This window comes from Brenneria nigrifluens DSM 30175 = ATCC 13028 (assembly GCF_005484965.1).
Taxonomy (GTDB): domain Bacteria; phylum Pseudomonadota; class Gammaproteobacteria; order Enterobacterales; family Enterobacteriaceae; genus Brenneria; species Brenneria nigrifluens.
In genome coordinates this window covers 3,683,291-3,708,315 of the sequence record NZ_CP034036.1, presented here as the reverse complement: position 1 = coordinate 3,708,315, position 25,025 = coordinate 3,683,291, and the positions used below count along the sequence as shown (strand labels likewise).

Annotated in this window: 17 protein-coding genes and 4 pseudogenes; 10 read left to right on the top strand and 11 right to left on the bottom strand. The window is 51.3% G+C overall.

The genetic code is table 11. The features are described from left to right. Window positions 1-5: 5 nt before the first annotated feature. From accA to tilS, 3 genes are all read left to right on the top strand, one after another. The gene (gene accA / locus EH206_RS17405; protein ID WP_009114132.1) at window positions 6-965 is read left to right on the top strand and encodes an acetyl-CoA carboxylase carboxyl transferase subunit alpha; all 960 of its coding nucleotides are present in this window, start codon (window positions 6-8) and stop codon (window positions 963-965) included. A 152-nt stretch (window positions 966-1,117) separates the two neighbouring features. Beyond that, entirely contained in the window at window positions 1,118-1,507 is a 390-nt protein-coding gene (locus tag EH206_RS17400; RefSeq protein WP_009114131.1) for a VOC family protein, read from the top strand. After that, window positions 1,497-2,837, top strand: a complete 1,341-nt coding sequence (gene tilS, locus EH206_RS17395; RefSeq protein ID WP_009114130.1) for a tRNA lysidine(34) synthetase TilS — start codon at window positions 1,497-1,499, stop codon at window positions 2,835-2,837. The genes EH206_RS17400 and tilS overlap by 11 nt, the downstream gene beginning before the upstream one ends. A 56-nt stretch (window positions 2,838-2,893) precedes the next feature. Here the strand turns inward: tilS and rof are convergent, their stop codons facing one another. Further along, on the bottom strand, window positions 2,894-3,154 hold the full coding sequence (gene rof, locus EH206_RS17390) for a Rho-binding antiterminator (protein ID WP_009114129.1): 261 nt from the start codon (window positions 3,152-3,154) through the stop codon (window positions 2,894-2,896). Further along, window positions 3,141-3,341, bottom strand: a complete 201-nt coding sequence (locus tag EH206_RS17385; RefSeq protein WP_009114128.1) for a YaeP family protein — start codon at window positions 3,339-3,341, stop codon at window positions 3,141-3,143. The genes rof and EH206_RS17385 overlap by 14 nt, the downstream gene beginning before the upstream one ends. Window positions 3,342-3,581: 240 nt before the next feature. Between EH206_RS17385 and EH206_RS17380 the strand changes: the two genes are divergently transcribed. Both EH206_RS17380 and EH206_RS17375 read left to right on the top strand, forming a co-directional pair. Beyond that, window positions 3,582-4,136, top strand: a complete 555-nt coding sequence (locus EH206_RS17380) for a YaeQ family protein (protein ID WP_009114127.1) — start codon at window positions 3,582-3,584, stop codon at window positions 4,134-4,136. 94 nt (window positions 4,137-4,230) lie between these two features. After that, window positions 4,231-4,635: pseudogene (locus EH206_RS17375) on the top strand (copper resistance protein NlpE N-terminal domain-containing protein); the annotation flags it as partial. 57 nt (window positions 4,636-4,692) lie between these two features. Here EH206_RS17375 and mutS read toward each other — a convergent pair. After that, window positions 4,693-7,251, bottom strand: a complete 2,559-nt coding sequence (gene mutS, locus EH206_RS17370) for a DNA mismatch repair protein MutS (protein ID WP_009114125.1) — start codon at window positions 7,249-7,251, stop codon at window positions 4,693-4,695. 239 nt (window positions 7,252-7,490) lie between these two features. Here mutS and EH206_RS17365 point away from each other — a divergent pair, with 239 nt between their 5' ends. Next, window positions 7,491-8,774, top strand: coding sequence for a tyrosine-type recombinase/integrase (locus EH206_RS17365; RefSeq protein ID WP_009114124.1), 1,284 nt, complete (start codon window positions 7,491-7,493; stop codon window positions 8,772-8,774). 255 nt (window positions 8,775-9,029) lie between these two features. Here EH206_RS17365 and EH206_RS17360 read toward each other — a convergent pair. Then, window positions 9,030-9,149 (bottom strand): annotated as a pseudogene (locus tag EH206_RS17360) (GTPase); the annotation flags it as partial. A gap of 205 nt (window positions 9,150-9,354) precedes the next feature. Here EH206_RS17360 and EH206_RS17355 point away from each other — a divergent pair. The 4 genes and pseudogenes from EH206_RS17355 to EH206_RS17340 form a co-directional block, all read left to right on the top strand. After that, window positions 9,355-10,254: a helix-turn-helix transcriptional regulator gene (locus EH206_RS17355; protein WP_009114123.1), complete on the top strand. Its 900-nt coding sequence runs from the start codon at window positions 9,355-9,357 to the stop codon at window positions 10,252-10,254. A 51-nt stretch (window positions 10,255-10,305) separates the two neighbouring features. Continuing rightward, window positions 10,306-11,721: a hypothetical protein gene (locus tag EH206_RS17350; RefSeq protein ID WP_009114122.1), complete on the top strand. Its 1,416-nt coding sequence runs from the start codon at window positions 10,306-10,308 to the stop codon at window positions 11,719-11,721. A gap of 9 nt (window positions 11,722-11,730) precedes the next feature. Then, window positions 11,731-14,931: a hypothetical protein gene (locus EH206_RS17345; RefSeq protein WP_009114121.1), complete on the top strand. Its 3,201-nt coding sequence runs from the start codon at window positions 11,731-11,733 to the stop codon at window positions 14,929-14,931. 27 nt (window positions 14,932-14,958) lie between these two features. After that, window positions 14,959-15,225 (top strand): annotated as a pseudogene (locus EH206_RS17340) (transposase); the annotation flags it as partial. Between the two features lie 14 nt (window positions 15,226-15,239). Here EH206_RS17340 and EH206_RS17335 read toward each other — a convergent pair. The 7 genes and pseudogenes from EH206_RS17335 to zorA1 form a co-directional block, all read right to left on the bottom strand. Beyond that, a pseudogene (locus EH206_RS17335) lies at window positions 15,240-15,903 on the bottom strand (transposase domain-containing protein); the annotation flags it as partial. Window positions 15,904-15,934: 31 nt separating this feature from the next. Continuing rightward, window positions 15,935-16,285: an IS66 family insertion sequence element accessory protein TnpB gene (gene tnpB, locus EH206_RS17330; RefSeq protein WP_009114120.1), complete on the bottom strand. Its 351-nt coding sequence runs from the start codon at window positions 16,283-16,285 to the stop codon at window positions 15,935-15,937. Beyond that, complete coding sequence (gene tnpA, locus EH206_RS17325) at window positions 16,282-16,701, bottom strand: IS66-like element accessory protein TnpA (RefSeq protein WP_009114119.1); 420 nt, start codon at window positions 16,699-16,701, stop codon at window positions 16,282-16,284. Before tnpA ends, tnpB begins: the two co-directional genes overlap by 4 nt. A 160-nt stretch (window positions 16,702-16,861) precedes the next feature. Further along, window positions 16,862-20,113, bottom strand: a complete 3,252-nt coding sequence (zorD, locus tag EH206_RS17320; RefSeq protein WP_009114118.1) for a type I Zorya anti-phage system protein ZorD — start codon at window positions 20,111-20,113, stop codon at window positions 16,862-16,864. Beyond that, window positions 20,113-21,795, bottom strand: a complete 1,683-nt coding sequence (gene zorC, locus EH206_RS17315; protein WP_009114117.1) for a type I Zorya anti-phage system protein ZorC — start codon at window positions 21,793-21,795, stop codon at window positions 20,113-20,115. Before zorC ends, zorD begins: the two co-directional genes overlap by 1 nt. After that, window positions 21,792-22,532, bottom strand: coding sequence for a type I Zorya anti-phage system protein ZorB1 (gene zorB1 / locus EH206_RS17310; protein ID WP_009114116.1), 741 nt, complete (start codon window positions 22,530-22,532; stop codon window positions 21,792-21,794). Before zorB1 ends, zorC begins: the two co-directional genes overlap by 4 nt. Before the next feature lie 13 nt (window positions 22,533-22,545). Beyond that, window positions 22,546-24,735: a type I Zorya anti-phage system protein ZorA1 gene (zorA1, locus tag EH206_RS17305; protein ID WP_009114115.1), complete on the bottom strand. Its 2,190-nt coding sequence runs from the start codon at window positions 24,733-24,735 to the stop codon at window positions 22,546-22,548. Window positions 24,736-25,025: the final 290 nt, after the last annotated feature.

Here is a 25,025-nt window from a genome sequence, read left to right as displayed (position 1 = left end):
ATACTATGAGTCTGAATTTTCTTGATTTTGAGCAGCCGATTGCAGAGTTGGAAGCGAAAATTGACTCGCTGACCGCAGTCAGCCGTCAAGACGAAAAATTGGATATTAACCTGGACGAAGAAGTCCAGCGCCTGCGCGAGAAGAGCGTTGAGCTGACGCGCAAGATTTTCTCCGATCTGGGCGCCTGGCAAGTCGCCCAGTTGGCGCGTCATCCGCAGCGTCCGTATACGCTGGATTACATCAGGCACATTTTTAGCGACTTTGACGAATTGGCGGGCGATCGCGCCTATGCCGACGATAAAGCGATAGTGGGTGGGATTGCGCGTCTCAACGGGCGTCCGGTGATGATCATCGGCCATCAGAAGGGACGGGAAACCAAGGAAAAGATCCGCCGCAACTTCGGCATGCCGGCGCCGGAAGGGTATCGTAAAGCGCTGCGTCTGATGGAGATGGCCGAACGTTTCAAAATGCCGATCATCACCTTTATCGATACGCCGGGCGCTTATCCGGGCGTCGGCGCCGAAGAGCGCGGGCAGTCGGAAGCCATTGCGCGCAACCTGCGTGAAATGTCCGCCCTGCGCGTGCCCATCGTCTGCACCGTGATCGGCGAAGGCGGCTCCGGCGGCGCGCTGGCCATCGGCGTGGGCGACAAGGTCAATATGCTGCAGTACAGCACCTATTCGGTGATTTCGCCGGAAGGGTGCGCCTCCATTCTGTGGAAAAGCGCGGACAAGGCGCCGCTGGCCGCGGAAGCGATGGGCATCACCGCGCCGCGTCTGAAAGAGCTGAAAATGATTGATAGCGTGATCCCGGAACCGCTGGGCTCGGCGTACCGCAATATCGATGCGATGTCCGCCTCGCTGAAAGCGCAATTGCTGTCCGATCTTGAGGAACTGGATGCGCTGAGCGAAGAAGAGCTGCTCAACCGCCGCTACCAGCGCCTGATGAACTACGGCTATTGCTGATTTAGTTATCGTGGCGTCTGTAAAAGTCCGCTGTCAGCAATGAGAGCGGACTTTTTGCTATTATCGGACGGCTGACGCCGCGCCGTCGGCGTTAAATCCCGGATAAGTCAGACGGCAGCCTGACCCGTTAAGCAATAATAAAAGTGGGAACCATGCTAAAACTCATTGATATTCATCATATTGCTATCATTGCTTCCGACTACGAACGCAGTAAGGCGTTCTATTGCGATGTGTTGGGTTTTTCCCTGATCAATGAGGTCTATCGGGCGGAGCGGGACTCCTGGAAAGGCGATTTGGCGTTAAATGAACGTTACCTGATTGAGCTGTTTTCTTTCCCCGCGCCGCCGCCGCGGGTCAGCCGGCCGGAGGCGTGCGGTCTGCGGCATCTGGCCTTTGCGGTTGAGGATGTGGGACAGGCCATTGCCGCGCTGACGCAGGCCGGCGTGGAATGTGAACCGATTCGCATCGATGCCGAAACGCAGCGGCGGTTTACTTTTTTGCGCGATCCCGATGGATTGCCCCTGGAACTGTATGAACGATGAAGCGTTGAACCCTGCCGCCTCCGACGACGCGCTGCTTGCCGCGCTGGCGTCGCAAACCGCGGGGCATCGGCGATTCCTGGTGGCGTACAGCGGCGGGCTGGATTCCAGCGTGCTGCTGCATCTGCTGGTGAGGCTGCGTCAAGAGCGCCAGCTGGATATCCGCGCGGCTTACGTACATCACGGTTTAAACCCGCTGGCGGAGAACTGGGCCGAACACTGCCGCCGCCAGTGCCGGCAATGGCGGGTGCCCTTTGTCCGGCTGGCGGTGACGGTGGCGGCGCAAAACGGCGGGATTGAGGCGGCGGCGCGCGAGGCGCGCTACCGGGCGTTGCAAACGCACCTGCGGGACGATGAGATGTTGCTTACCGCGCAGCATCTTGACGATCAAAGCGAAACGTTTTTACTGGCGCTTAAACGCGGCAGCGGCCCGGCGGGGCTGTCGGCGATGGCTGCCAGCGCGGCGTTGGGCGAACACAGGCTGCTGCGCCCGCTGCTGGAGTTTACCCGGCAACGGTTGGAGCAGTATGCGCGCCATCATCAGCTGGAGTGGGTTGAGGACGACAGCAATCAGGATGAGCGCTTCGATCGCAATTTTCTGCGTCATCGGGTATTGCCGCTGTTAACGCGGCGCTGGCCGCATTTCCCCGCGGCGGCGGCGCGCAGCGCGCGGCTTTGCGCCGAGCAGGAACAGCTGCTGGACGAACTGCTGGCGGAATCACTGCGGGAACTGCGCCGGCCGGACGGCGCGCTGAGCATCGAGGGGTTGCTGCCGCTGAGTCCGCTACGCCGCTTTGCGCTGCTGCGCCGCTGGCTGGCCGGGGAGAACGCGCCGATGCCGTCCCGCGAACAGCTGCAGCGGCTGTGGGACGAGGTGGCCGTCAGCCGTCAGGATGCCGAGCCGGTATTGCAGCTTGGTCGGCGGCAAATCCGCCGTTTTCGTCAGCATCTTTACCTCTTGCCTTTGCTGCCGACGGTGAAAGGCCGCGTCGTGCCGTGGTCATCGTTCACTACTCCGCTGACGCTGCCGGAGGGGTTGGGGCGACTCTCTGTGGCGGATAAGGGTACGGCGGTGCGGGCGCCGACGGACGGCGAACGGGTCAGCGTCAGGTTTGGCGCCGCCGGCGTGGTGTATGCGGCGGGGCGGCGACACGGCCGGCCAATCAAGAAGCTGTGGCAGGAGCTGGCGGTGCCGCCGTGGTGGCGCGATCGCACGCCGCTGCTGTTTTACGACGAGCAACTGATTGCGGCGGTCGGGCGGTTTGTTACCTGGGAGGGGCAGCCGAAAGAGGGGGAGCCGGTGTGGCATATCGCCTGGCGCGAAGGCGGCTAAAACGCAAACGGACAACGCAGGGTTGTCCGTTTAAGCGCCAAGCCGACAGAGGCAGGCTAGGATTCGCTGACCACCACTTTTCCTATTTCCGGGTGGCTGAAGCTGACGATGTGGTCGAGGCGAAGTTCGCGCGTGGCGCCGGACTCCTCGACCACCAGATATTCGACGTGTTTGCGTAAGATCAGGTCACTGGCTTTACCGGTAACGATTTCACCGCTACGCAGCTCCAGCGTCAGCGTGAGATTCTGCTGGCAGGTGGCTTCCAGATTTTCGTAATCATCACAATTGATGGGTTGATATTCGTTACTCATTGACATAATCGCTCACCAATAAGTTAGCGGCGGCATAAGCCGCCTGTTCCCTGACAGAGGAGGGCAAATCGCCATTGGCGGCGATACCGTCCAGGGTTTTCAATACACAACCCAGCGCGTCGGGTATATAGCCCAGATCGCCGCTGGCGATCTCTGAGTATAAGCGGCGTACCAATTCACTGTATTCTTGCACTATATATCCTCCCTTGAAAGCTTAACCCGGTAGACATTCATGCTTTATCATTTACGACACCTGATGCTGTAAAGCCTACGAAGATAAACTCTATTTATCAAACCGACTATAGCATAGGCTCCGGCAGGATATCAGTATTACTCTGGGGCCTAATCTGTCGGTTACGTGGCGCATATCACCTTTACTGTGATGATAGGGGCAACTCAAGTACACTAGTACGAAATAGACTTGAGGTCACAGATGGCATTAAAAGCAACGGTTTATAAGGCGGCGGTGAATATTGCGGATATGGATCGCCATTTTTTCCATGACGTCAATCTGACCCTCGCCCGGCACCCCTCGGAAACGGATCAGCGCATGATGCTGCGTTTGTTGGCGTGGATCTGCCACGCGGATGAAAATCTGCGTTTTACCAAGGGGTTGAGCGCCGACGATGAGCCGGAGATCTGGCTACGAGACGACACGCTGCAGCTGCGGTTGTGGATCGAACTGGGGCTGCCGGATGAAAAGCGGCTGAAAAAAGCCTGCGGCCAGTCCCGCTCGGTGGTGCTGTACGCCTACAGCGAACGCGCCGCGCAGGTGTGGCGGCAGAACGTCGCGGGCAAGCTGGCCGGGTATCCGAATCTGACCATCCGTTTTCTGGACGATAGGCAACTGGCCCTGCTGACGGCGCTCGCGCAGCGCAATATGGCGCTACAGGCGACGCTGCAGGAAGGGACCATCTGGTTATCGGATGATAAGAATAGTCTTGAAATTTCCTTTGCCGAGTGGCAAATCGCCGCAGCGGAGGGATGATCGCCGGTAACGTTCTTTTTCCCGGACGCTGGCTGCGACCTGATGGCGCCGGCGATGGATATAATAAGCAAATCAATTTGGCAGGAGGGTAAGGGTGAAAAAACTGGCTATCGGTGTGCTGCTGATCTCGGTGATCTCCGCGCTGATTGGGTGTCATACGCGTTCGCGGATTCAGGAAGCGCAGCTGCAGCCGATGGCGCAAAGCTATCGCGGCGTTTTGCCTTGCGCGGATTGCGCAGGGATTGATACCTCGCTGTTTCTGGACCAGGACGGCACCTTTATCCTGAAAGAGCATTACCAGACAACGCGCGCCGGGCAGACGACCTTTGCGGAACAGGGGCAATGGCAGCGCACGGCGGATAAACTGGTGCTGACCGACAGCCAGGGTGAAAAACGCTATTTCCGCCCGACGGATAACGGGCTGGAGATGCTCGATCGACAGGGCGTGCCGATCCAGTCCGGCAATTCCTATCGGCTGACCGCCGCCGACGGGGCGTTATGATCGGGCCGGATCGCAATAGGCGCGGCGGGCGCGGAGAAAGCAGCGCCCTGGCGCTTACAGCATCTTCTTCAACTGATACAGCCAGTCCAGCGCCTGACGCGGCGTGAGCGCGTCGGGGTCGATGGATTCCAGCGCCTCAAGCGCCGGGGAGGGCTCGTCATTGGCCAGCAGCGCCAGCTGCGCGCCGTCGATATGGCTGGATGAGGCGTTATTGGAGAGCGTTTCCAGCTCTTTAAGCTTCTGACGCGCGCGCTTGATGACGTCTTTCGGCACCCCCGCCAATGCGGCCACCGCCAGGCCGTAGCTCTTACTGGCCGCGCCGTCCTGTACGCTGTGCATAAAGGCGATGGTGTCGCCGTGCTCCAGCGCATCCAGATGAACGTTCACCACGCCTTCCATTTTTTCCGGCAGATTGGTCAGCTCGAAATAATGGGTGGCGAACAGCGTCATGGCCTTGATGCGATTCGCCAGATTCTCGGCGCAGGCCCAGGCCAGGGACAAACCGTCGTAGGTTGAGGTGCCGCGCCCGATTTCATCCATCAGCACCAGACTGTTTTCCGTGGCGTTGTGCAGGATGTTGGCCGTTTCGGTCATCTCCACCATAAAGGTCGAGCGTCCGGAAGCCAGATCGTCCGCCGCGCCGACGCGGGTGAAAATCCTGTCCACCGGACCGATGGTCGCCCGGTCGGCCGGTACGAAGCAGCCGATGTGCGCCATCAGTACGATCAGCGCCGCCTGACGCATATAGGTGCTTTTCCCGCCCATATTGGGGCCGGTGATAATCAGCATGCGGCGCTGCGGCGACAGCGACAGCGGGTTGGAAATAAAGGGTTCGCTAAGCACTCGTTCCACCACCGGGTGGCGGCCGCCGCTGATTTTGATGCCGGGTCTGTCGCTGAGCGTCGGGCACACGTAGTTCAGCGTGTCGGCACGCTCCGCCAGGTTCGCCAGCACGTCCAGTTCGGCCAGGGCGGCGGCGCTCTGCTGCAGATCCGCCAGATGAGGCAGCAGCAAATCGAAGAGTTCGTCATAGAGCGCTTTTTCCAGCGCCAGCGCCTTGCCTTTGGAGGTCAGCACCTTATCTTCGTACTCTTTCAGCTCGGGGATGATATAGCGCTCGGCGTTTTTCAGCGTTTGGCGACGAACGTAGTGGATCGGCACCAGATGGCTCTGGCCGCGGCTGACCTGAATGTAATAGCCGTGAACGCCGTTAAACCCGACCTTCAGCGTATCCAGCCCCAGCTTTTCTCGCTCGCGGATTTCCAGCCGCTCCAGATAATCGCTGGCGCCGTCGGCCAGCGCGCGCCATTCGTCCAGTTCGGCATTGTAGCCCGGGGCAATCACGCCGCCGTCGCGCACCAGCACCGGCGGCGCCTCGACGACGGCCCGTTCAAGCAGATCCCGCAGCTCGTCGAACTGCCCAATTTGCTCGACCAGGCGGCGGATAGCGTCGCTTTCCAGCGGGGCCAGTTGCGCCCGGATATCCGGAAATTGCTGAAAGGCGTGCCGCATGCGCGCTAAATCGCGCGGGCGGGCGGAACGCAGCGCCAGACGCGCCAGAATACGCTCCAGATCGCCCACCTGCCGCAGGTAGGGCTGCAATTCCGGCGTAATATCCCGCAGCGCCGCTATCGCCTGCTGGCGTTGCGTCAGGGCGGCGATGTCCCGGCTGGGCATATGGATCCAGCGTTTCAGCATCCGGCTGCCCATCGCGGTCACGGTGCAGTCAAGGACGGCCGCCAGCGTATTTTCCGTACCGCCGGACAGATTTTGCGTCAGTTCCAGATTGCGCCGCGTGGCGGCATCCATAATGATGCCGTCCTGCTGCCGTTCCATGGTAATGCCGCGAATATGCGGCAGGGAGGTGCGCTGGGTATCCTTGGCGTATTGCAGCAGACAGCCCGCGGCGCGCAGCGCGAATTTGGCCTGCTCGACGCCGAAGCCGTTGAGATCCCGGGTGCCGAACTGCAGATTGAGTTGCTGGCGGGCGGTATCTAGCTCGAACTCCCACAGCGGACGGCGGCGTAAACCGTGGCGCTGCTCAATCAACGACATCGATTCAAACGACTCGGGGTAGAGCAGTTCGGCCGGATTGGTGCGCTGTAATTCGGCGGCCATGGTTTCGCTATCGGCCGGTTCGGTGACCCGGAAACGTCCGGAGCTGATATCCAGCGTGGCGTAGCCGAAGCCGCGGCCGTCTTGCCAGATCGCCGCGAGAAGATTGTCCTGTTTTTCCTGCAGCAGCGCTTCATCGCTGATGGTGCCGGGGGTGACGATACGCACCACCTTACGCTCCACCGGCCCTTTGCTGGCGGCCGGATCGCCGATCTGTTCGCAAATGGCGACCGACTCGCCCAACTGCACCAGCTTGGCCAGATAGTTCTCGACGGCATGGTGCGGCACGCCGGCCATGGGAATAGGCTCTCCGGCGGAGGCGCCGCGTTTGGTCAGCGAGATATCAAGCAGCTGCGACGCCCGTTTGGCATCGTCATAAAACAGCTCGTAAAAGTCGCCCATGCGATAGAACAGCAGAATTTCCGGATGTTGCGCCTTGAGCTTGAAATACTGCTGCATCATGGGCGTGTGGTTATCGAGATTGTCAGTGGTTTTCATGCGGTTTTGTTTTATAGTCCATTGAATTTAAAGTTAATTATGATTTTTGTTATTCTCATTAAGTATCACGTCATCTCACAAAATATCGTAAAAACTCACTTTTAAGTGTAGGTAAAAATGTAGGTTGGTATGCAAACTATGGTATAATGAGCTTGTTTAAATAGACAACCTACACTTTTGCTGAAGTTCGAAAACAGCATCAGTATATCAATCAAGCTGGTCATAATAACGGAGCGCGTATGACAGGAAAACAGGCCGGAAAACCGTTATCGTCCAAAGCTATCGAAATGATGAAGCCAGCGGACAAAGATAAAGCTGATATCGGCGAAAACCGGGGTCTGAGAGTCTCCTGTGGGGCGACGGGTATTAAGACCTTTTTCTATCGCTATACTAGCCCAGTGACCCACAAACTGACACAGGTAAAAATTGGAAGCTTCCCGCAAACTACGCTTGCAATGGCTCGTATGAAATTGCAGGAATTGAAGCAAATCAGGAATGAAGGGCGCTGCCCTGCAACAGAATTAAGAGAGAAAAAGCAAAAACAGATCGAAGAAAGCCAGAAACAGCCAACCCCTGTTCTCACTGTACAGGGATTGGTCGAGCTTTATTTGACGGAGCGAATTGAAGATCGTAAAAGCACGGAGGGTAAAATCATCCCCGGAGCGCGTAAGAAGAAAGGGCAAATGGAAGTGCGCCGCATTTTGCAGAATGATGCGGTTGCTATAATAGGGGATAAGATCGCTGCCGAAGTGACGCGTAAGGATATTATCGATCTGGTCAATATCGTGCTTGCACGCGGCGCCAATGTTCAGGCCGGACATTTATTGCGAGAGCTATCTTCTGCCTATGAATTCGCTATTGGCTTAGGCCGTTTCGATGATAGCTTTGCCAATCCGGCGCTGTTGGCGAAATCCAGTCTGCGGCAGACTAAAATCAAGCTGACTTGTAATCGTGGAACACGTGTTCTGAGCGAGAAAGAACTGGCTAAGTTTTTGCGTTGGCTCCCCGGCTCCGCATTTACATCGTCAACCAAGAATGTATTGCGCCTCACGCTATGGACCGGGTGCCGAACCGGGGAAGTGTGTCCTATCGCTTGGGAAGACGTCGATCTTGATAAAGGCACTATTCATCTGCGAGAAACTAAAACTGGTGTGGAACGTGATGTTCAGCTTCCTTCTCAGGCCATAGCGTTCCTTAAAATGTTGCGTCTGACTTCAGATAAGTATCTGTTCCCCTCACAACTTACCCGTTTGCCCATCCAGCAAAAATACCTTACCGAACAAACATGGCGTTTGCGGCAGGACGGACAAATGCTGGATATCCCCCACTGGACGCCTCATGATTTGCGGCGCACTGTCCGTACAGGACTATCGCGTTTGCAGTGTCCGAATGAGGTGGCAGAGGCGATTCTGGGCCACACCCGCGGTGGGATCGAGGGGGTCTATAATCTGTATACGTATGATGCTGAATGCAAGAAGTGGTTGCAGATTTGGGCGGATTATATGGATGGTTTGGTTAATTAACTGGTTAGACGTTGAGTTGTTATTTCTTTTTTAATAATTTATTGGTTTAAATGTTATTTGTAATTTTGTCTTTTTATCTTTTTATCTTTTTATCTTTTTATCTTTTTATCTTTTTATCTTTTTATTGTACTCCTCGCTGTACTCATCTTTGACTTTACTTGTATTACTAATGCGAAGGTTGGCTTTCATTGCGGTCAGTGGCTATTTGCTCAATGCTGGTTTAGCTGATGATTCATGTGTGATCGTTCAGGTATTCACATCACTGATAGGAGAGACCTCGCCCAGGAACAGTTCATTACACAGGTTCGATTTGCCCACATTAGTTTTACCCATAATGCCAATCACCGGTTCGTGGTGCGACAGTTTGTGAATATGTTGGTTTCAAGTCTGACGCCACATGTCAGTGTTTCCGTCGGCAGTACTTAATGAGGCACATCATCAGGATGTGCCTGTTCGCAGAACTCCTCTATTCTTTTTTAGCGCATAATTGTGATTTTTAACCACTAATTATGAGATAACTGACACCTCCTGTCAGTTTGTAGGTGTAACATGAAGCCCAAATTCTGACCGAGATTTGATTATGGATAATTCTTCACGGCATGAGCGTTTGGCAAATCGTATCGCGCTGATTTTATTGAAGCTGTTTAAGGATGGTGCGGTTTCGCGTCGTGAGTTAGCAAGCCGCTTTAAGGTTACGGAGAGAACCATTTATCGTGATCTAAATCGCCTGGGAGAGTTTGTCACGTGCTCTAAAGATGGGATCTATCGTATCAGCATGCAAAATGAGGCAGAAGACAAACTGCCTTCGTTAGATAGTCTGGGTGAAAAAACGGGCCTGAGGGAATTACTGCCGTTATCAGGGGATGGTTCGTTACGAAATATACTCACGGCGATTGAATATAAGCGAATAAAAATATTGCCCCTCCCTCCAGAAACATTGAACTCTGAGCTACAGAAGAACACATTTTCCAGTCTGGACAAAGCCATTAAAGAGAGTTTGGTTTGCGTTATTCACTATAAAGGAAAATCCAGGACTCTCCATCCATACCGTTTAATGAATTTAAAAGGAGTATGGTATCTGGCGGCAACAGATACTGAATTGATGATTAAAGCCTTTCGGGTGAGTGCGATTGAGTGGCTGGATATCAAAAAAACAACGTTTACCCCAGACAGTGATATCCATGACTATCTTGATAGCGAAGACGACGCCTGGTTCAGTATGAACAAAATGGAAGTCACGGTTGAAGTGCTTCCCGATATTGCCCACTATTTTGAGCGGCGAAACATATTGCCGCAGCAAAAAATCATCAGCAAATCACCGGATGGCAAGTTAATTGTCACAACGCGAATTGCACATCGGGAACAACTCTTTTCTACGCTGCGATTCTGGTTGCCTAATGTGCGAATCGTATCGCCCGAGACTGAAGCTAATGCGTTTGTGGTGCAACTTTCTCAGTATATTTCCCAACTTACTCAATAAAATGACCTTGTAACCGATAATGTTTTCCAGAATAACGCCTAAGGATGCACCATGATGCATGATCGCAAAAAAGCTGTAACGCAGTCGATTAGCCTCTGTCCAATCTGGCCAATACAGGCTGCCGAAAAAATTGGACGAATGGTTGGTGAAATAAACCAGGCTAACAATATTATGTCAACCATCTCCTCCACGGCGCAAAACAACGCCATAAAAGGCGGTTTTGCTGCGGAAACCTGGCATGCAGAATCCTTCAATCTTGATGCCATTCTAAAAGATAAAGATGTACGCGCTTTTACGGACCAGTTTAAGAATACCCCGCTGGGGAAAAATCATCAGGTTCATGACATCGTAGTGATGAAGGGTGATGAGCAGTTAGTGGGCGCACAGCTTAAATATTTCCGCAATGCCGACGAGACGCAAAAAGCCTTCCGTTCCACCAAAGACGGCGTTCATCAGTATCAGCACAGCGATGTATTTATCGGTCCGGTAGATCAAATTGATGGGATCAAGGATTCAGCCCAGCGTACCGTACTTAAAAACCAACAAACGCGTCCGGCTGTGTCTGAGGTGGCAGAAAAAGTGCGTGATAAAACTGCCGGATCCATTGAGGCAGAGGGTGTTAAATCAACGCCGCTCAGCAAACGCGAGGCGGAGGCTGTGGGGGCAGGTACACAATCGGGTAAAGATCTGCACGATAAAATGCAGACCGGATATCTCAATAAAGCGACCATCCAACAAAGCGTGCGCGCTGCGGGTTCTGCGGCTGTGATCACCACCGTAATTGCGGGCAGCATCAATACATTCCAGTATGTTCGACAGGTGAGAAATGGAGAAATTACGGCCGAACAAGCCACCATCCAGATCCTGCAAAATACGGTAATTGCCGCCGGGGATAGCGCGCTGAAAGCTGGGGTTGCCACCGCGAGCGTCAGCATTGCCGCGCGTTCCTTGCCCGGTTTGTTCGCGGGTACCGTTTTTAAACGCAGCCTTGCCAATGGCGGTATCGCGGGGACTGCCGTGTGTGCGGTGGAAGTGGTGCAAAACGTAGTGCTGTTTGCAGCAGGGAAAATCACGGCACAGGAACTCGAGTCTCGCACGGGAAAAGGCCTGTTCCAAACGGGGGCCGGTGTTGCAGGAGCATCCATAGGTGCGGCTGTGGGAGCTCCCGGTGGACCTGTTGGCATGTTGGTGGGAAGCCTCATCGGCGGCTTAGTCACTACGCTGGCGATGAATATTGCGCTGGATAATCACATCGAGAAAAATTTCGAGCTTACCCTCGCTAATACCGAGCAGGTGGTGAGTAATAGCCAAGTGATGCACGATGCATTGGGTTATCTGCATCAATCCCAAATATATTACGCCGACTTCCATAAAGGACTTTATTTATCTGAAAAACATTTTTCCAGCCAGATAAAAACTATGGAAGCGCAAAGTATTCGCTTAAGAAATAAAATTAATAATCTGTAAGGAACTAAAATGACTGATATGACTGTTGCGCAGCAACAAGAGATTTTTCATCAACCACTGGAGGGGATGGAGCTAAAAGCTGTTACTGATTTGGTCAGGCAGCACAAAGCGAACTCAGCACTTACGCAGCAACTGGCGTTGGACGCCTCAAAGCTGATTTCCAGCAGCCAAGCTCGATTACAAAATCAGATAGGTAGTGGTTTTTTTAAACGATTTTGGGGGGCTGTCAGCGGTAAAAATACTGAGAATCAGTTATTGAATCAGTCAGATGCTTTGCAGATGCAGCGGTTTGCATGGCACTATTTGATGCAACTCCAGCAGCAAAACTTAATCAATTCCCAGAGTATTGCCATTATTCGCAATAATTTGGGGACCATGAACGAATATATCATTGAAACGCGGGATTTTCTCGAACAGGCAATTGATAAAATCAACTGCCGCCTGGTACATGTGGAAAATAACACCCGATTTAATAACTGGTCGTTAGATATTGAAGCGAATAAGCGTCGCTATAAATCCTACCCGGGTACCATTCTGGTGTTAAGCTTGGCCTATGATTTTATGCGCAGGCATCAGGATGCTGAGCTGGTGGCGGCAGATATCAATTATCTGATCGTGACGCTTGAAAAGTTAGGTGTCAACTGTGATGAAGAAGTGCGCCTGCTAGATTTCATTATTGAGCTTATAGATCAGATAGATATTATCGGTATCGATCGCTACCGTTCGCTCATCGAACTTTCGGTGGATGATTATGAAATTGACTCCCACTTTATTCAGAACAATATCTCAGGCATTGGTTTTAACGCGCTCTATTTTCTCTCGGAACAATATGAAACGATCGTCTCTCTGATTGACGACGACGCGCTGTGCAACAGCGATGAAGCTCGTGAAAAGCTGATTTCCAGACTTTTTGGTGAAGCCTTCTCCAGCTTATCAACCATCTACAGCATCCGTGATCTGATAAGCGAAGTGATCGGTGGCAGTTTGGTGACTATCGATATTTATCGGGATATTAATGGATTAAATGCTATTGCAATTGAGGATATGCAGGATGATTCTGCTGAGAAGTTGACTCTGGTTTCAGCATTGCCGGATATTCGTCAGCACTGTTTTCTGGACGCCACAGACAGCGAAGATAAAAAATCTCTCTATCTGCTTTTACTCGCGCTGAGTATTGAAAATTCCGCATCACTGAGTAAGCAAGGGTATGAGTTTCTAGCGCTTTTGGGGGAATATGCCGGCAGTCCTGCGGTGGTTGACGAAATTACCAACCTTGCAGACAGCCCTTATAAATACCAGGAATATCAGCAGGTAATGTTGGAACTGCTTAGTAATGATAGCGCGCGTTACACCTGGCTTCTCGATGCGTTCTTTCTGCTAATGCTATGTGGTAAGAACATTGAAAACCCACAGGTTATGCGTTTGCTTAGTAGCCTTAAGCCTGTGCAGTTTAAGGAGAGTTTCCCCTACATGCTGGCGCTGCTTCAAGAAAATGACGAAGCGAAGTTGCTCACCAGCGCAGCGAAACTGGTTCCGTTGACGCAGGGATGGAATAATATCTTTCGCTATCGCGAGGTGCAATTTAAAAATCAATTCTCGGAAGTGATCAAGCAGCTTTATGCCGCTAGCAATGCGTCTACTATGCTTGGTTTTGATCTGCTGAAAGTGACGGATAAAGCTGGCGATTACAGCTTTTACATGGGGTCGTTTGATGATGAAAGCTTCCTGAGTAAAGTGGGTTCCGCTGTTGGTGGATCAGCCTGTGCTCTGGGGAGAAAATCCTGCGTTTCACTCCTGAATGATTTTCGTAAAAAGGCCCGCGATTTCCTCTCGACAAACTCCTCAGTCTTGAGCAAGGCCAACGGTATAATCTCCCGCTGGGAGTTACCGACCTTTAAATACGACGATCAAATCAGTTATTCCGATTATGAATTGGATAACTCTGCAGAAAATGAAGACTGGTATAACCAACTCAGTGATTATCAGGAGCAAATTGATGATGCATTAACTGCTTTCTCAAACGCATGTTCTGATGCTGCCGAACAGCTTGAACTGTTTGCACGTAGTGAGTTTGACCGGTCTGTCATTCGTATTAAAGAGCAGAAACATATCGAGTGGTTGCAGCAGAAGGAGTTGGAAAAACTCGATAAACAATCTGTTACGATAGTGAAAGGTGGCAGAGAGCTGCGTTTTCGGATCGAATGGCAGGATATTGAAAATCCACCCTGCGATCCGGAAAAAATTCGTCACGTCAAAACGGATGGGCATGTCTGGTTACTCGTTGATACTGATGAATGTTTCTATCGTAGTGAGGATCGACTGAACTGGCATGTCGTTAACCCTGATCCGTCAGAAAAAATACGTTATGTAAGTAAGATTATAATTGTGGAGGGTATCTGGGTGATGTTCTCCGGCTCCGATTCCGGATTCTATTATTCCAACGATGCTGTGAATTGGCAGAAAAGCCAGTTCCCGGATGTATCTAATAACTGGAAGTTCAGTTTTACCGAGGATCTTGTTTATTTTAACCATCTTTGGTTGTGGCGATTTAAGGAACGTAAGGATTATCAGTATAAAGAGGAAGGTTTTTTCTTCGACTCGACGAAAACATTGACTTACGACAAGCCGGTTATTTTCTGTACCGACAGCCTTGATGCGAAATGGCACCGATACGAAGACGCGCCGAATTACAGCGAAGGGATTGAAATGGAGCGTCTTTGTGCGCTGCCGGGTATCGATTGCTTGTTGGCATTCTGTAAATACGACAATTTATACACATCAGTGAAGAAACGTCCTAAATCAGATCCTATTATTGAGTATCACGTGCCAGGTAAAAGTTGGCGATCTTGCACCTGGAACAGTGAGAAGGAGTTCTATAGTGATATTCTGATATCTCGGATGAATGATATGCTAATGTGTTTTTACTCCCGCTATCTGCTGACTTCCGATAAAGGATATGAGTGGAAACGGCATACCAGCGAACTGCGCGTAGCCGACTGTTTTCACCTGTCGGAGATCAGCTTGTTCCCGTCCAGCTATAATCGGCAGGTGATTTATCTGAGCCAGGACGGTGTTGATTTCAAAGAGCTGATGCTCGATGAGGGAAGCTGGCAATGTCTTGTGGCGAACGAACAAGGATTGTTGAGTGTCTATTCGCCGAATTCTCACGAAACATTCCTGCGACTCGGGACCTATATTTGGCAGTCTTAGGAAGAAGTACGATTCACCGAACACCAGATCATCGCCGTTTTGAAGTCCGTTGAAGCCGGGCGTACCGTAAAAGATGTCTGCCGCGAAGCGGGCATATCCGAGGCCTCGTACTACAACTGGAAAGCGAAGTTTGGCGGTATGGAAGCCTCTGATATCAAAAAGATGAAAGATCTTGAAGACGAAAATCGGCGACTGAAACAGGTGTTTGCCGATCTGAGTCTGGAGTGCCGAGCACATCAAAGATGTTATCGAAAAAAAGCTTTAAAATCAGCGATAAAGCGTGAGCTCGTCAATTAGCGCCATCAGCCGGCATCCACCCAGTTGGACAGCAACGCCCGGCTCAGCTCCACGCCCTGACGGGCGAAGATTTCGCTCTGGCGATACAGCGGCGTATGCTCGCCGTATCTGGACGTCAGCATGCGGGCCAGCAGCCCCGGCCCGGCGATGCCCCGGTCAATCGGGCGTGACGGCGCGGGCGCCTCCACGATGCAGTCGCACTTCACGCTCGCCTTTTTCACCCGGATGGTGCGGATGACTTTCAGCGAGCTGGCGATCAGCTCCAACTGCTCGGCGCTGACCTCGCCTAGAGCGTTCATGTTGCCGCCGCACTCCGGGCTCCAGCCGGTGTATCTCACGCGGCAGGTTTTCAGGCAGCGGGCGGTGACTCCGGGACGCCCTCGCAACCGCCGGGCTCTCCTCCCGGCCGCCGGGGCGGGCGTTTCCCTGCTTGCGCCGTTCCGGGGGCGTTTCGGCCTGCTCCGCCTGTCGGCGCAGCTTTTCGGAACGGGTGCCGTACAGTATCCGATTCAGCTTCTCGACCTGCACCCGCAGCCGCTCAATTTTCTGCGCGTCCTGCCGGGCTTTCTCTTCGGCACGAGCCAGCGCCGCGCGCAGGTGCGCCTCAGTCTCTTCAAGGTCACTGATGCGGGCTTCCAGCGTGGACAGGCGGGTGATGAGTGCGTCAAGATTCATGGCCCCATTTTATCATGTGGCCATGCGGTTTTTACAACATTGTCAGTGAGTTAAGGCGGGATGTTTTTGGCTGATGCCAGTCCAGCTTATCGAGCCGCATCGCCAGTTGGGAACGGGTGATGCCGACTTTGCCGTCGCGAACGGCGGGCCAGATGAACTGGCCTTCCTCCAGCCGTTTGGTAAACAGGCACAGGCCGTCCGCATCGGCCCAGAGGATTTTCACTGTATCGCCCCGGCGGCCGCGGAAGATGAACAGGTGGCCGGAGAATGGGTCGTCCTCCAGCGCGTGCTGTATCTGCTCGCCCAGCCCGTTGAATGATTTGCGCATGTCGGTGGCACCGGCGACCAGCCAGATTCTGGTGCCTGACGGGAGCGATATCATGACGCTCTCCCGGTCAGCTCACGGATAAGGACAGCCAGCAGCTCCGGCGACGGGTTATCCAGCGTCATGTTGCCGTGGCGGAACTCGACACGGCAGGATGTGGCGCTGGCGAGCCCGGCAGATGCCGGGGGCAAGGCGTGAGTCTCTTCTGATAACGCCGGTTCCGGTATCACTTCAACGGGCAGCAGTGCCGGGGAAGATGAGGGAGTGATTGTCGCGGGCAGGCGTCGGGAGACAGGACCTTCCTTCTGCCAGAGTCGTAACCATCTAAAGATGAGGTTATAGGCAACGCCGTTCTCACGGGCAATTTGAGCGATGTTAGCACCGGGCCGCGAGGCCAGTTCCACGATGTGAAGTTTGAAGTCATTGGAATAGACCGGGCGGGATTGGGTACGCCAGTTAGCGGATTTTTCCATCAACAGAACTCACTCTAAATTAGACTGAGCTCTAACCTACCTGTCCCGGCGTTCAGATAACAGGCGGCCCTGGCTGTACGCTTACCGTTCCTCCGTTGGGCGATCGGTAAGTATACGATTGCACAAAGCCGACAGGGGAGCGAAGTCGTCATAACGCAATTTAAACATCTACGCCCCCTTTCAAAAGGACCTCAAAGTCTGCACCACTCAAGTCAGGAGTAGCGCAGAGCATATCTCTGGCCAATGCACGTCGACGCTGCAGAAGGTCATCCAGAGTTTCTTCAAATGTGGTTATTTCAGTGTCCCTCACCGTCGGATAATAGACATACACATCTTTAGTTTGTCCAATTCGGTACGCCCGGTCTGTTGCCTGATCTTCTTTGGCTGGGTTCCAGCAACGAGTGAAATGGATAACATGATTGGCTTTCTGGACGTTAACACCGAATCCAACTGCAACCGTAGAAAGAATAATCACTCCAAAACCTGACTGAGACTGAAAATCATCGATCAGCCGCTGACGACTATTCTGACTACTACTTTTAGTGCTGGTATCGCCGTTAATAATGACTGGACGGAAACCAAACTTCTGATAGATCGCATGTTGAAGTTCACGCTGTAAATCTCGAAGTTCAGTAAAAATAATGACCTTATCTTGCGTGGTGTGCTTTATTTCTTCGAGTATTTTTAACAGCCAGTTAAGCTTAGGTGAGTTATCACGAAAACGTGGCTCTGGATTAACTACTGCAGGGTGTGCGCAAATGAGTTTCAATCGGTGTAACAAACCTAACATACCTGCTCCGGCCTGCTGCATTCCTTCGCTCAATGCTTGCTGCTGTTGCCAATTTGCAACAGACGAAAGGTAGAGCTGTTTTTGCACGCCGGACAACGTCAATTGTTTGCAGCTTTCCACTTCAATTTTCTGAGGCAAATCACGCGCAACTTCTTCTTTGGTTCGGCGTAAAGTCTGGGGTTCTATCAGCGCCCGCAAACGCTCCAGTCGTTCCGTATCGCGGCCAGCGTCGTTCTCAATAGGACGAACATAATGCTTACCAAATTCATTTAGTGACCCTAATAATCCAGGCTGGGCAAAATCAAATAAGCTCCACAGGTCAACAAGTGTGTTTTCGACGGGCGTACCGGTACACGCCACTTTAAACCTTGCTTGTACCGCGTTGGCAGCATGTGTGATTAACGCTGCTGGATTTTTTATTTTTTGTGCCTCATCGCACACCATAATGGACCATGGCTGGCGTGCCAGAGAAAACTCTTGATCGCGAAGCGTTTCGTAAGTCGTCAGAATGATTTTCGCCTCACCTTGCCAGCCAGGTTTAAGCAGATTTTTGATTCCCTGAAACTGCAGATGAGCAGGAATAGCCTGTTTAGGGTATTTCACCGCTTTGATCGTCTCACCATACAATTTCAACACGGGAATACCCGCAGTGTAGAAGAAGTTGTCCAGCTCACGTTCCCAGTTATCTAAAAGAGAGACAGGGGCAACAATAAGACTTGGCGGTTCCTGCGGAAATTTTTCAATAAACCAGACCAAGAAACTCAAAATTTGCAGCGTTTTCCCCAGCCCCATATCATCCGCCAACAGGCAACCCGCAGTTTCCTCAGGTGAACTAAGGAAAAGTTGCTGGAGCCAGGCAACGCCTTCACGTTGATGATCTTTGAGTCGGATATGTTCTTTCAGACTCAGAGGAATTTCAGGTTCTGCATGACGCGCATTGAGGAGTGAATCGCGGCGCTGTTTGATGTAGGCCGCTTCTTCAATATTCTGCTCAATTTTGAGTACAGCTCGGGCCGCTTTATCTACAACTTTATCTTGAGATTCATTTTCAGCGCTCTGCTGTTTTTCCCAGTTCTTACTGAAGGTTTTGGCTGCATCCAGCGGTAATTCGCTGTCATTCCATGGTGTGGTGATATGTGTTTCACCTGCGGCTTCTGCCTGAGCAATACTCTCCTGAAGTTCACCGAAATGGTGAAGATTTTCAGGTTGCCAGCCAGCCAGTGTTTCGACTGAAAATGCGGAGAAATCGATGTCATCAGGAAGCCAGTTCTCACTCTGCGCTTTGGTTAGCCAAGGAGAGGAAATTTTTTCAAATTCACCAATGCCAATCACCCGATCGCCATACTTCTCAATATCCAGCACATCGCTAAATTCTTTTCCTTCAATTTCTTGCTGCCAGCGTGTAAGTAGAGCCTGACAATCGAGCCACTGTTGTTCGGTGAACTGGCTTAACTCAAGTTCGTAACCTTGCCAGGAGCCTGCAGGCATCTGTGCTGCAACGCTAATACCGAGTTGCTGTATAAATTTTTCAAGCTCCCAGGGGGCTGAGAACACAAAAGTGACCTCTGGCTGGGGAACTGGTGAAACTGGTTCAAGTACCAGCGTCACTTCCTCGATTTTATTCTCAGCATTCTGTTGGGGTATCAACCTGAAATGATGGAAGAAAATCCTAGCATCAAACAACGCCTGCTCATGTTCTTCGGGGGCAATAACATTGGCGGCATCTTCGCCCAAAAATGTATAGGGATTGCGAACAAAAGAAAGCGCTTCGCTTCCGGCCACTCGACGACCAGGGATCGAATGTATTGAGTTTAGGACTTCTTTCACTTCGGGAGGGATGATGACGTGGCTAAGTTCGCCATTCTCACCAGGGATACGATAGCTATCATGAACCTGCGAATTCTTGTCAAAACTGTCTAGCCAGTTAGCTGGCTGGTCCTCGAAATGGGGCTCAATTTCGATAACAGCAGTATCAGCAACCGTTGATTTACGCAGACGTAATGACAATGAAGTTGGTTTGACGACATGTGTTTTTTCTAAATAATCATCAAATTTTGCTGCGGCTTGTTTTGCACATTTGCGGATAGCGGCCCATCCCAGTTGGTTAGTGGTTTCTCCTGGGATCTGATTTTGCTGTGCGCTGAGTTGTTCTGTTGCCTGTAAGAGTGCCCAATTTTCCCGCGATACCAAATGTTGCTGGTTTTCATGGGTTAAAATGGCACCGGTACGACTGAAACGGATCGGCTTGCGGGCTGGAAGCGTGACCCATTCAGCAATCCAGACGCGAAAATCACGGTCACTTAATGCACCACGTGAACTCAGGCTTGCGCGTAAAGGCAGTATCTCAGGTACACCGATAAGAGGCAGGCTGCTGGCATGTTCCTCATCCTCCAGCAGGCGATACAATGCATCCCAACTCAACAACCACCGGTCTGTAAGTGATATCAGATAGTCTTCTTCAGCCAGTTGTTCAAGCCAGGATGCCAATGCCCAAAGTTGCGAATCATCAACCAGCGATAGCGGAAAGCTGAGTCCGTTTTCCTCAACCTGGTATTTATTCTTTAGGTGGCGTTCTATTTGCTGACGGTTTCCCGTCAGTTTACTTAACAGGCGTTTCAGCATTATTTGATCCAGTAACGATGCGGTTCTTTAGCCACAGGCGCAAAGCCTAGTCGTAACAACTCTCTTTCTATGGTGTCGTCTGGTGTATTGAGCTGTACGGCCAGCACGCCACCTTTTTGTCGATTATCGCTGACGACACATGAAGTCCCTTCAACCAAGCGCTGTATAGCCGTATCACGCAACGGATTGATAATTTTAATGGCAGACAGAGAGGCTGGAGGGGCTGTTTTCTTATCGACAAACTTAACGGGTTCTTCCGCCATCCACCGAATACCCAACTTGCGCAGCTCATCGTCATATTTCAACATCCAGCCAGTTATCCGTACTTTGTTATACCCCTTAGCACGAGGTGCATGAGGCATTCTGAGTACGCAGCGTCCCTGGTCTTTTAGATGAATGTTAATATCAAGCGTGCGTGATTCAGGATTAAATGGCGCGTGACCTATTCTATAGGCGTACATCGCATTTCCTGTCCCGGAAAACTCAACGAACAGATAATCGTTGATCTGCATAATCATGGCATTATCAAAGCTACGTCCACCTCGTAAGTAGCTCAGTCGTCCCTTATTCTCGTCGCGGAATTTCACAAAGTCGCTACCACGATCTTGCCAGGCATCAGTCCCCATGACGATACGAGTAAATCCCATCTGATTGGCGAAACGAAGCCAGTAGTGCAATCGTGCCTGATCGACATCGCCATTACCGCGCAAGAGTTCAAAGAAATGTGTCAGGTCTTGTTTTGCCAGCCATCCCCGTACCATCGCAGCGACCGGCTCGGCGACATACTGGTGCCACTTATTTTGCTGGCTTTTCAGTTGGGGATTATCCCAGTATTCCAGCGCAGCCTGCTTCAGCGCTGAATGTGCCTGATCGCGATAGATAGAATGGTAATAGCGAGTCAGGGTCGCAGTCATTATATCGTCACGAAAACGTACCCATTGCGCAGCCAGACCTAACAACCAGCTAAGTTTGTCCAGAAACAGAGGATCATCAAGAGTATCCAATTGTGCTAAAAGAACAGTGAAAATGCGTTTCCACAACCAACTACTATCGGGGATTTGCGCAATTTTCTCTAATGCTGAAAGTGAGTTTCTTTCGCCTGACAGTAACTGCGTGGATATCACGCCTCCAGCTTGTGGGGTAAAAATGTCATGATAAAACTCAATGGTTTTCATCCATGATTTTTCTCGTCGTATCGCGGCTTTCACCACGAAGTACCCTTGGGCGATATGCCCACGCAATACGCACCAGTGCGGGTTTGTCTCGGGTGATTCATGCTGGTAAGCAAAATAGCTTGAACAAAGTGCCGCCCAATCCTTGCGTTTTAACGCGTTAGATTCCAACCGCGTCTTGATAGCGTTGTCGACCTCAGGAAAAAATACATCATCCTCCAGCAGGATTGGCTGGTCAGGATATGACGGATCGTTATCGGCAAGACCGTAAAATACCATCCGCCACTCTCGTTCCGTGAGTTCTTCCGCCAGACGAAGACGACGCAGGGCCGCTAGCCGCATTTCTTGAGGCGGTAAGGGGATTCTTTCTGCTTTATCAAACCGTTTTTCCATATCTAGAGCAGCGGAGGCCAACTTATGGAAATCATTACGTAGATAATGGTCATCCCGTTGACTGGAAGAAAGCCTAGCGGCAATACGTTGAGAAAGAGAATTGAGTGCAGGCGTCATTGGGGCATTACCAACTGACAAACTTCTTTATTAACTACAAGGGGAAAATCCACCTCATCGGCCTTATCTCGTTTATCTTTAAGCCCGAAGAACTGCATACGTAACTCGACGCGACGACTAGCTTCTTTGCTTTCCTTGGCATTATTGAAGGAGACGCCACCTGCAAGGAAAAGTTTACGAATTTGGATCTGTTGTTCTGCAGAAAGACCTTTTTGCAGTGGGCTGCGGCTATCAAGCAGACTACACATCACCCATTCAGAGCGCTGTAGGGAGAGATGTAAGTTATACAGATATGAGCCATCAGTGTCGGTAAACCCTTCAATGACGATTTGCTTAAACCACTTTTTGCCCTCTTCACTGTCGGCAGCTTCCAGCACCAGCGGAACAACATCCTGGAGTGCTTTTTGCCCTTCAGCATTCAGGAAAAAACGGTTGTGATCGAAACGCCCGGCTTCGCCAAAACTGATGCGGTTATCGTGGCAATCTACAACGATAGTTTTATTCACGTTGCGGGCATGTAATTCCAAGCGCTCACACAATTTGGATATATCCTGCCCCCTTGTTTTTTCCCCCTGCTCCACACGTTGAATGCGCTGTGTAACAGAACTCAGCGACGCCACCATAACGACCAGAAATAACACCATCATAGCCGTCATCAGGTCGGCATAGGAAATCCAGAATGGTTTCTCCGCCTCATCGCTGCGGCGTTTTTTAACGCCAAATGCGTTTCCAAACATCAGCTGTCACCCCTCACGCACGCACGCGTGACAGAACATCGTCAAGCTCGCTGACGCTTTCTCCAATCTGTTCAACAGAACCGGCGAGCAGATTGGAAGCTTTCGCCATTTCTACATCAAGTTTACCCAGTGTTTTATCCAGACTACGTGAAACACCTTCAGAGAAGTCTTCAAACCCTTTCCCTAGCACGTCACTGACATTTTCCATAAAAGCCTGTGCTTCCCGGTTATAGCTCTGCAGACGTTCACCGTGCTGTTTAAGATCGGCAATAAATTGGTTACGCGTGGTTTGTTCAGACTGTGTATTAGCGGCGAGTAATTCCAGCATAGCAATGGATTTGCTAACGACTTCCCGATTGTTACGATAATCGGCCACTACAGATGTAAGTTCGCTGGTGGCAAGAGAGAGCGATGAACCCGCCGATTGCGCTTTATTCAGTACATCAGCAGTGAGGTGATTTGCTTCCGATACCCGATCGCCTGCGTGTTCAAAGCGTTCAGCTGCAACACGCATTTTGTCCGCGCCATTTTGCATATCCTGAATCTGTCGGTTGGTTTGTTCCGCAAATAGGCGAAGTGTTTCAGTCGTTCCCTGATGTTGGCTGGCAACAGTTTCGATCAGTTGTTTAATCTGATCGTCTACCTCACTCATCACTCGCTGCGTCTGTTCGTGCAAGGACTGTTGATTCGCTTGCTGATTCGCTGAAATCTGTTGCTGACCCTTATCGATCTGTCCAAACAAGCTACCCAACTGTTCACCAAGCGCCTCGACAGAGGCCGCCATTTTTTCCATTGTGGCACTCTGTCCCTGCTGCACCGAGTTTTGGATGGCTTCAATAAAGGCGGCCATATGCTCTGCCTGTGCTTTTTCTCGCGCTTCGCTATCGGCGAACATTTTCTCCAGTTGGCGAGCCATACGCTCACCGGCCCCTTCACCTTCTGCGCCAATCTTAGCCACTGAAGCCTGAAGGCTGGTGAGCATGTCATTCATGCCAGCCTGCATAGCTTGCTGACCAGATTTCATCTCTGATAACAGTTGCTCGATAAGTTGTGCACTCCCTTGGCGGGAATCGTCGCTCACCTGACGCATGTCCTGTAATAACGTGGCGAAACCGTTTTGCATTGTCTGAATCGCGCCAACAGTTTGCCCCATCATTTCATTAAGATTAGTGAACTGCTGGCCAAAGGTGGTGTCGAGTTTCGCCATAAATGCCGTCAGCACATCCTGAAGCATGTTCTGCACCATACCGCTTTGATCGCCACTGGCCGTCTGCACGGCACCGGCAATTTTATCCAGAGGCGACTTCAGACTGTTTTCAATCGCACCACTGACTTGCTCGGCAAATTGTGCGCCTGATTCGCGGTAAGTGGTGCTTAACGTATTAGCCAGACGTTCATTTTCGGCTTTCTGGTTTTCGGTTAGTTGCAGCAACATATCGCGGAGATCGGTAACCAGGCTCTCTTTCAGATGACGTGCCTGGGTCGCACTTTCGTTACTGGATTTTACCAATGAGGCGAGGTACTCCTCGCCAACGCCGCTGTCATAAAGGGAGTCCAGAGCAGCAGTGAATTTTTCCAGATATTTGTAGCACTTGGCGATGCATAGCTTTTCCAACCAGGTGACAAGAATGGAGGCAAAAATAGCGAACGCAGATCCCAAGAAAGCATACAACACATCGTGCAGCAGATTATTGACACTACTGGTGACTTGTTCTGGTGTGCTGGGATCGAAGTGGTTGAGACCAATCATCAGACCATAGAAGGTGCCGATAATCCCCACACCGGTCAGAATTCCGGGCAGGTGTTTGAAGAATTCGGTGTTTAAAGGAATATCGATCAATTGTTGCTCAGAGAAGAAACTGGCACTCGGTGCAGTGGCGCGAATACGAAGGATTTTTTCTTCCCCGTTACTCAGTTCACGCTGCGGGTGCAACGATTCTTCGAACTCATTCCACGCGTGCCTGAGTCCAGGCCGCTGAAACAGGTTCTTAAGATGTTCAAGCTGGGCCTCTGGAGCATTGTTTTCAATGCTGATAATTGATTGTGTGTATTTTTTAAGGCCATTCACAATTCTAATGGCTCTGATCAAATAAAAGTAAATAAAGCAGACGACTGCAAAGCTAACGAGACCGATAACAGTGACAGGCACCCAATGGGGTTCCACAGACGTAAGTGTCACTAAGAGGGAATTAAGCCAGGACATTGTTTTATCCGTTTAATATATTAATCTGTGATCAGAGTTACCATCGACAACATTCTGATTACCTTTAATCAAAATTTATACGCTGCAATGGTCGTTACCGCATCGCGAGCCCTCAATGGCTCCTGCCGTTCAAGGAATGAATGATAAAAGTAGGATAAACAAGCGAAACGGTGATCTAGTTTCCTCTTTTTTACCCTTCAAAAGCAAACTTCTTCACTCGGTGTCGTTTGTAATCGTATCCGTTCCGGTTATCATTTTGCGCAATGCATTCCAAAACTGAATTTGCGATA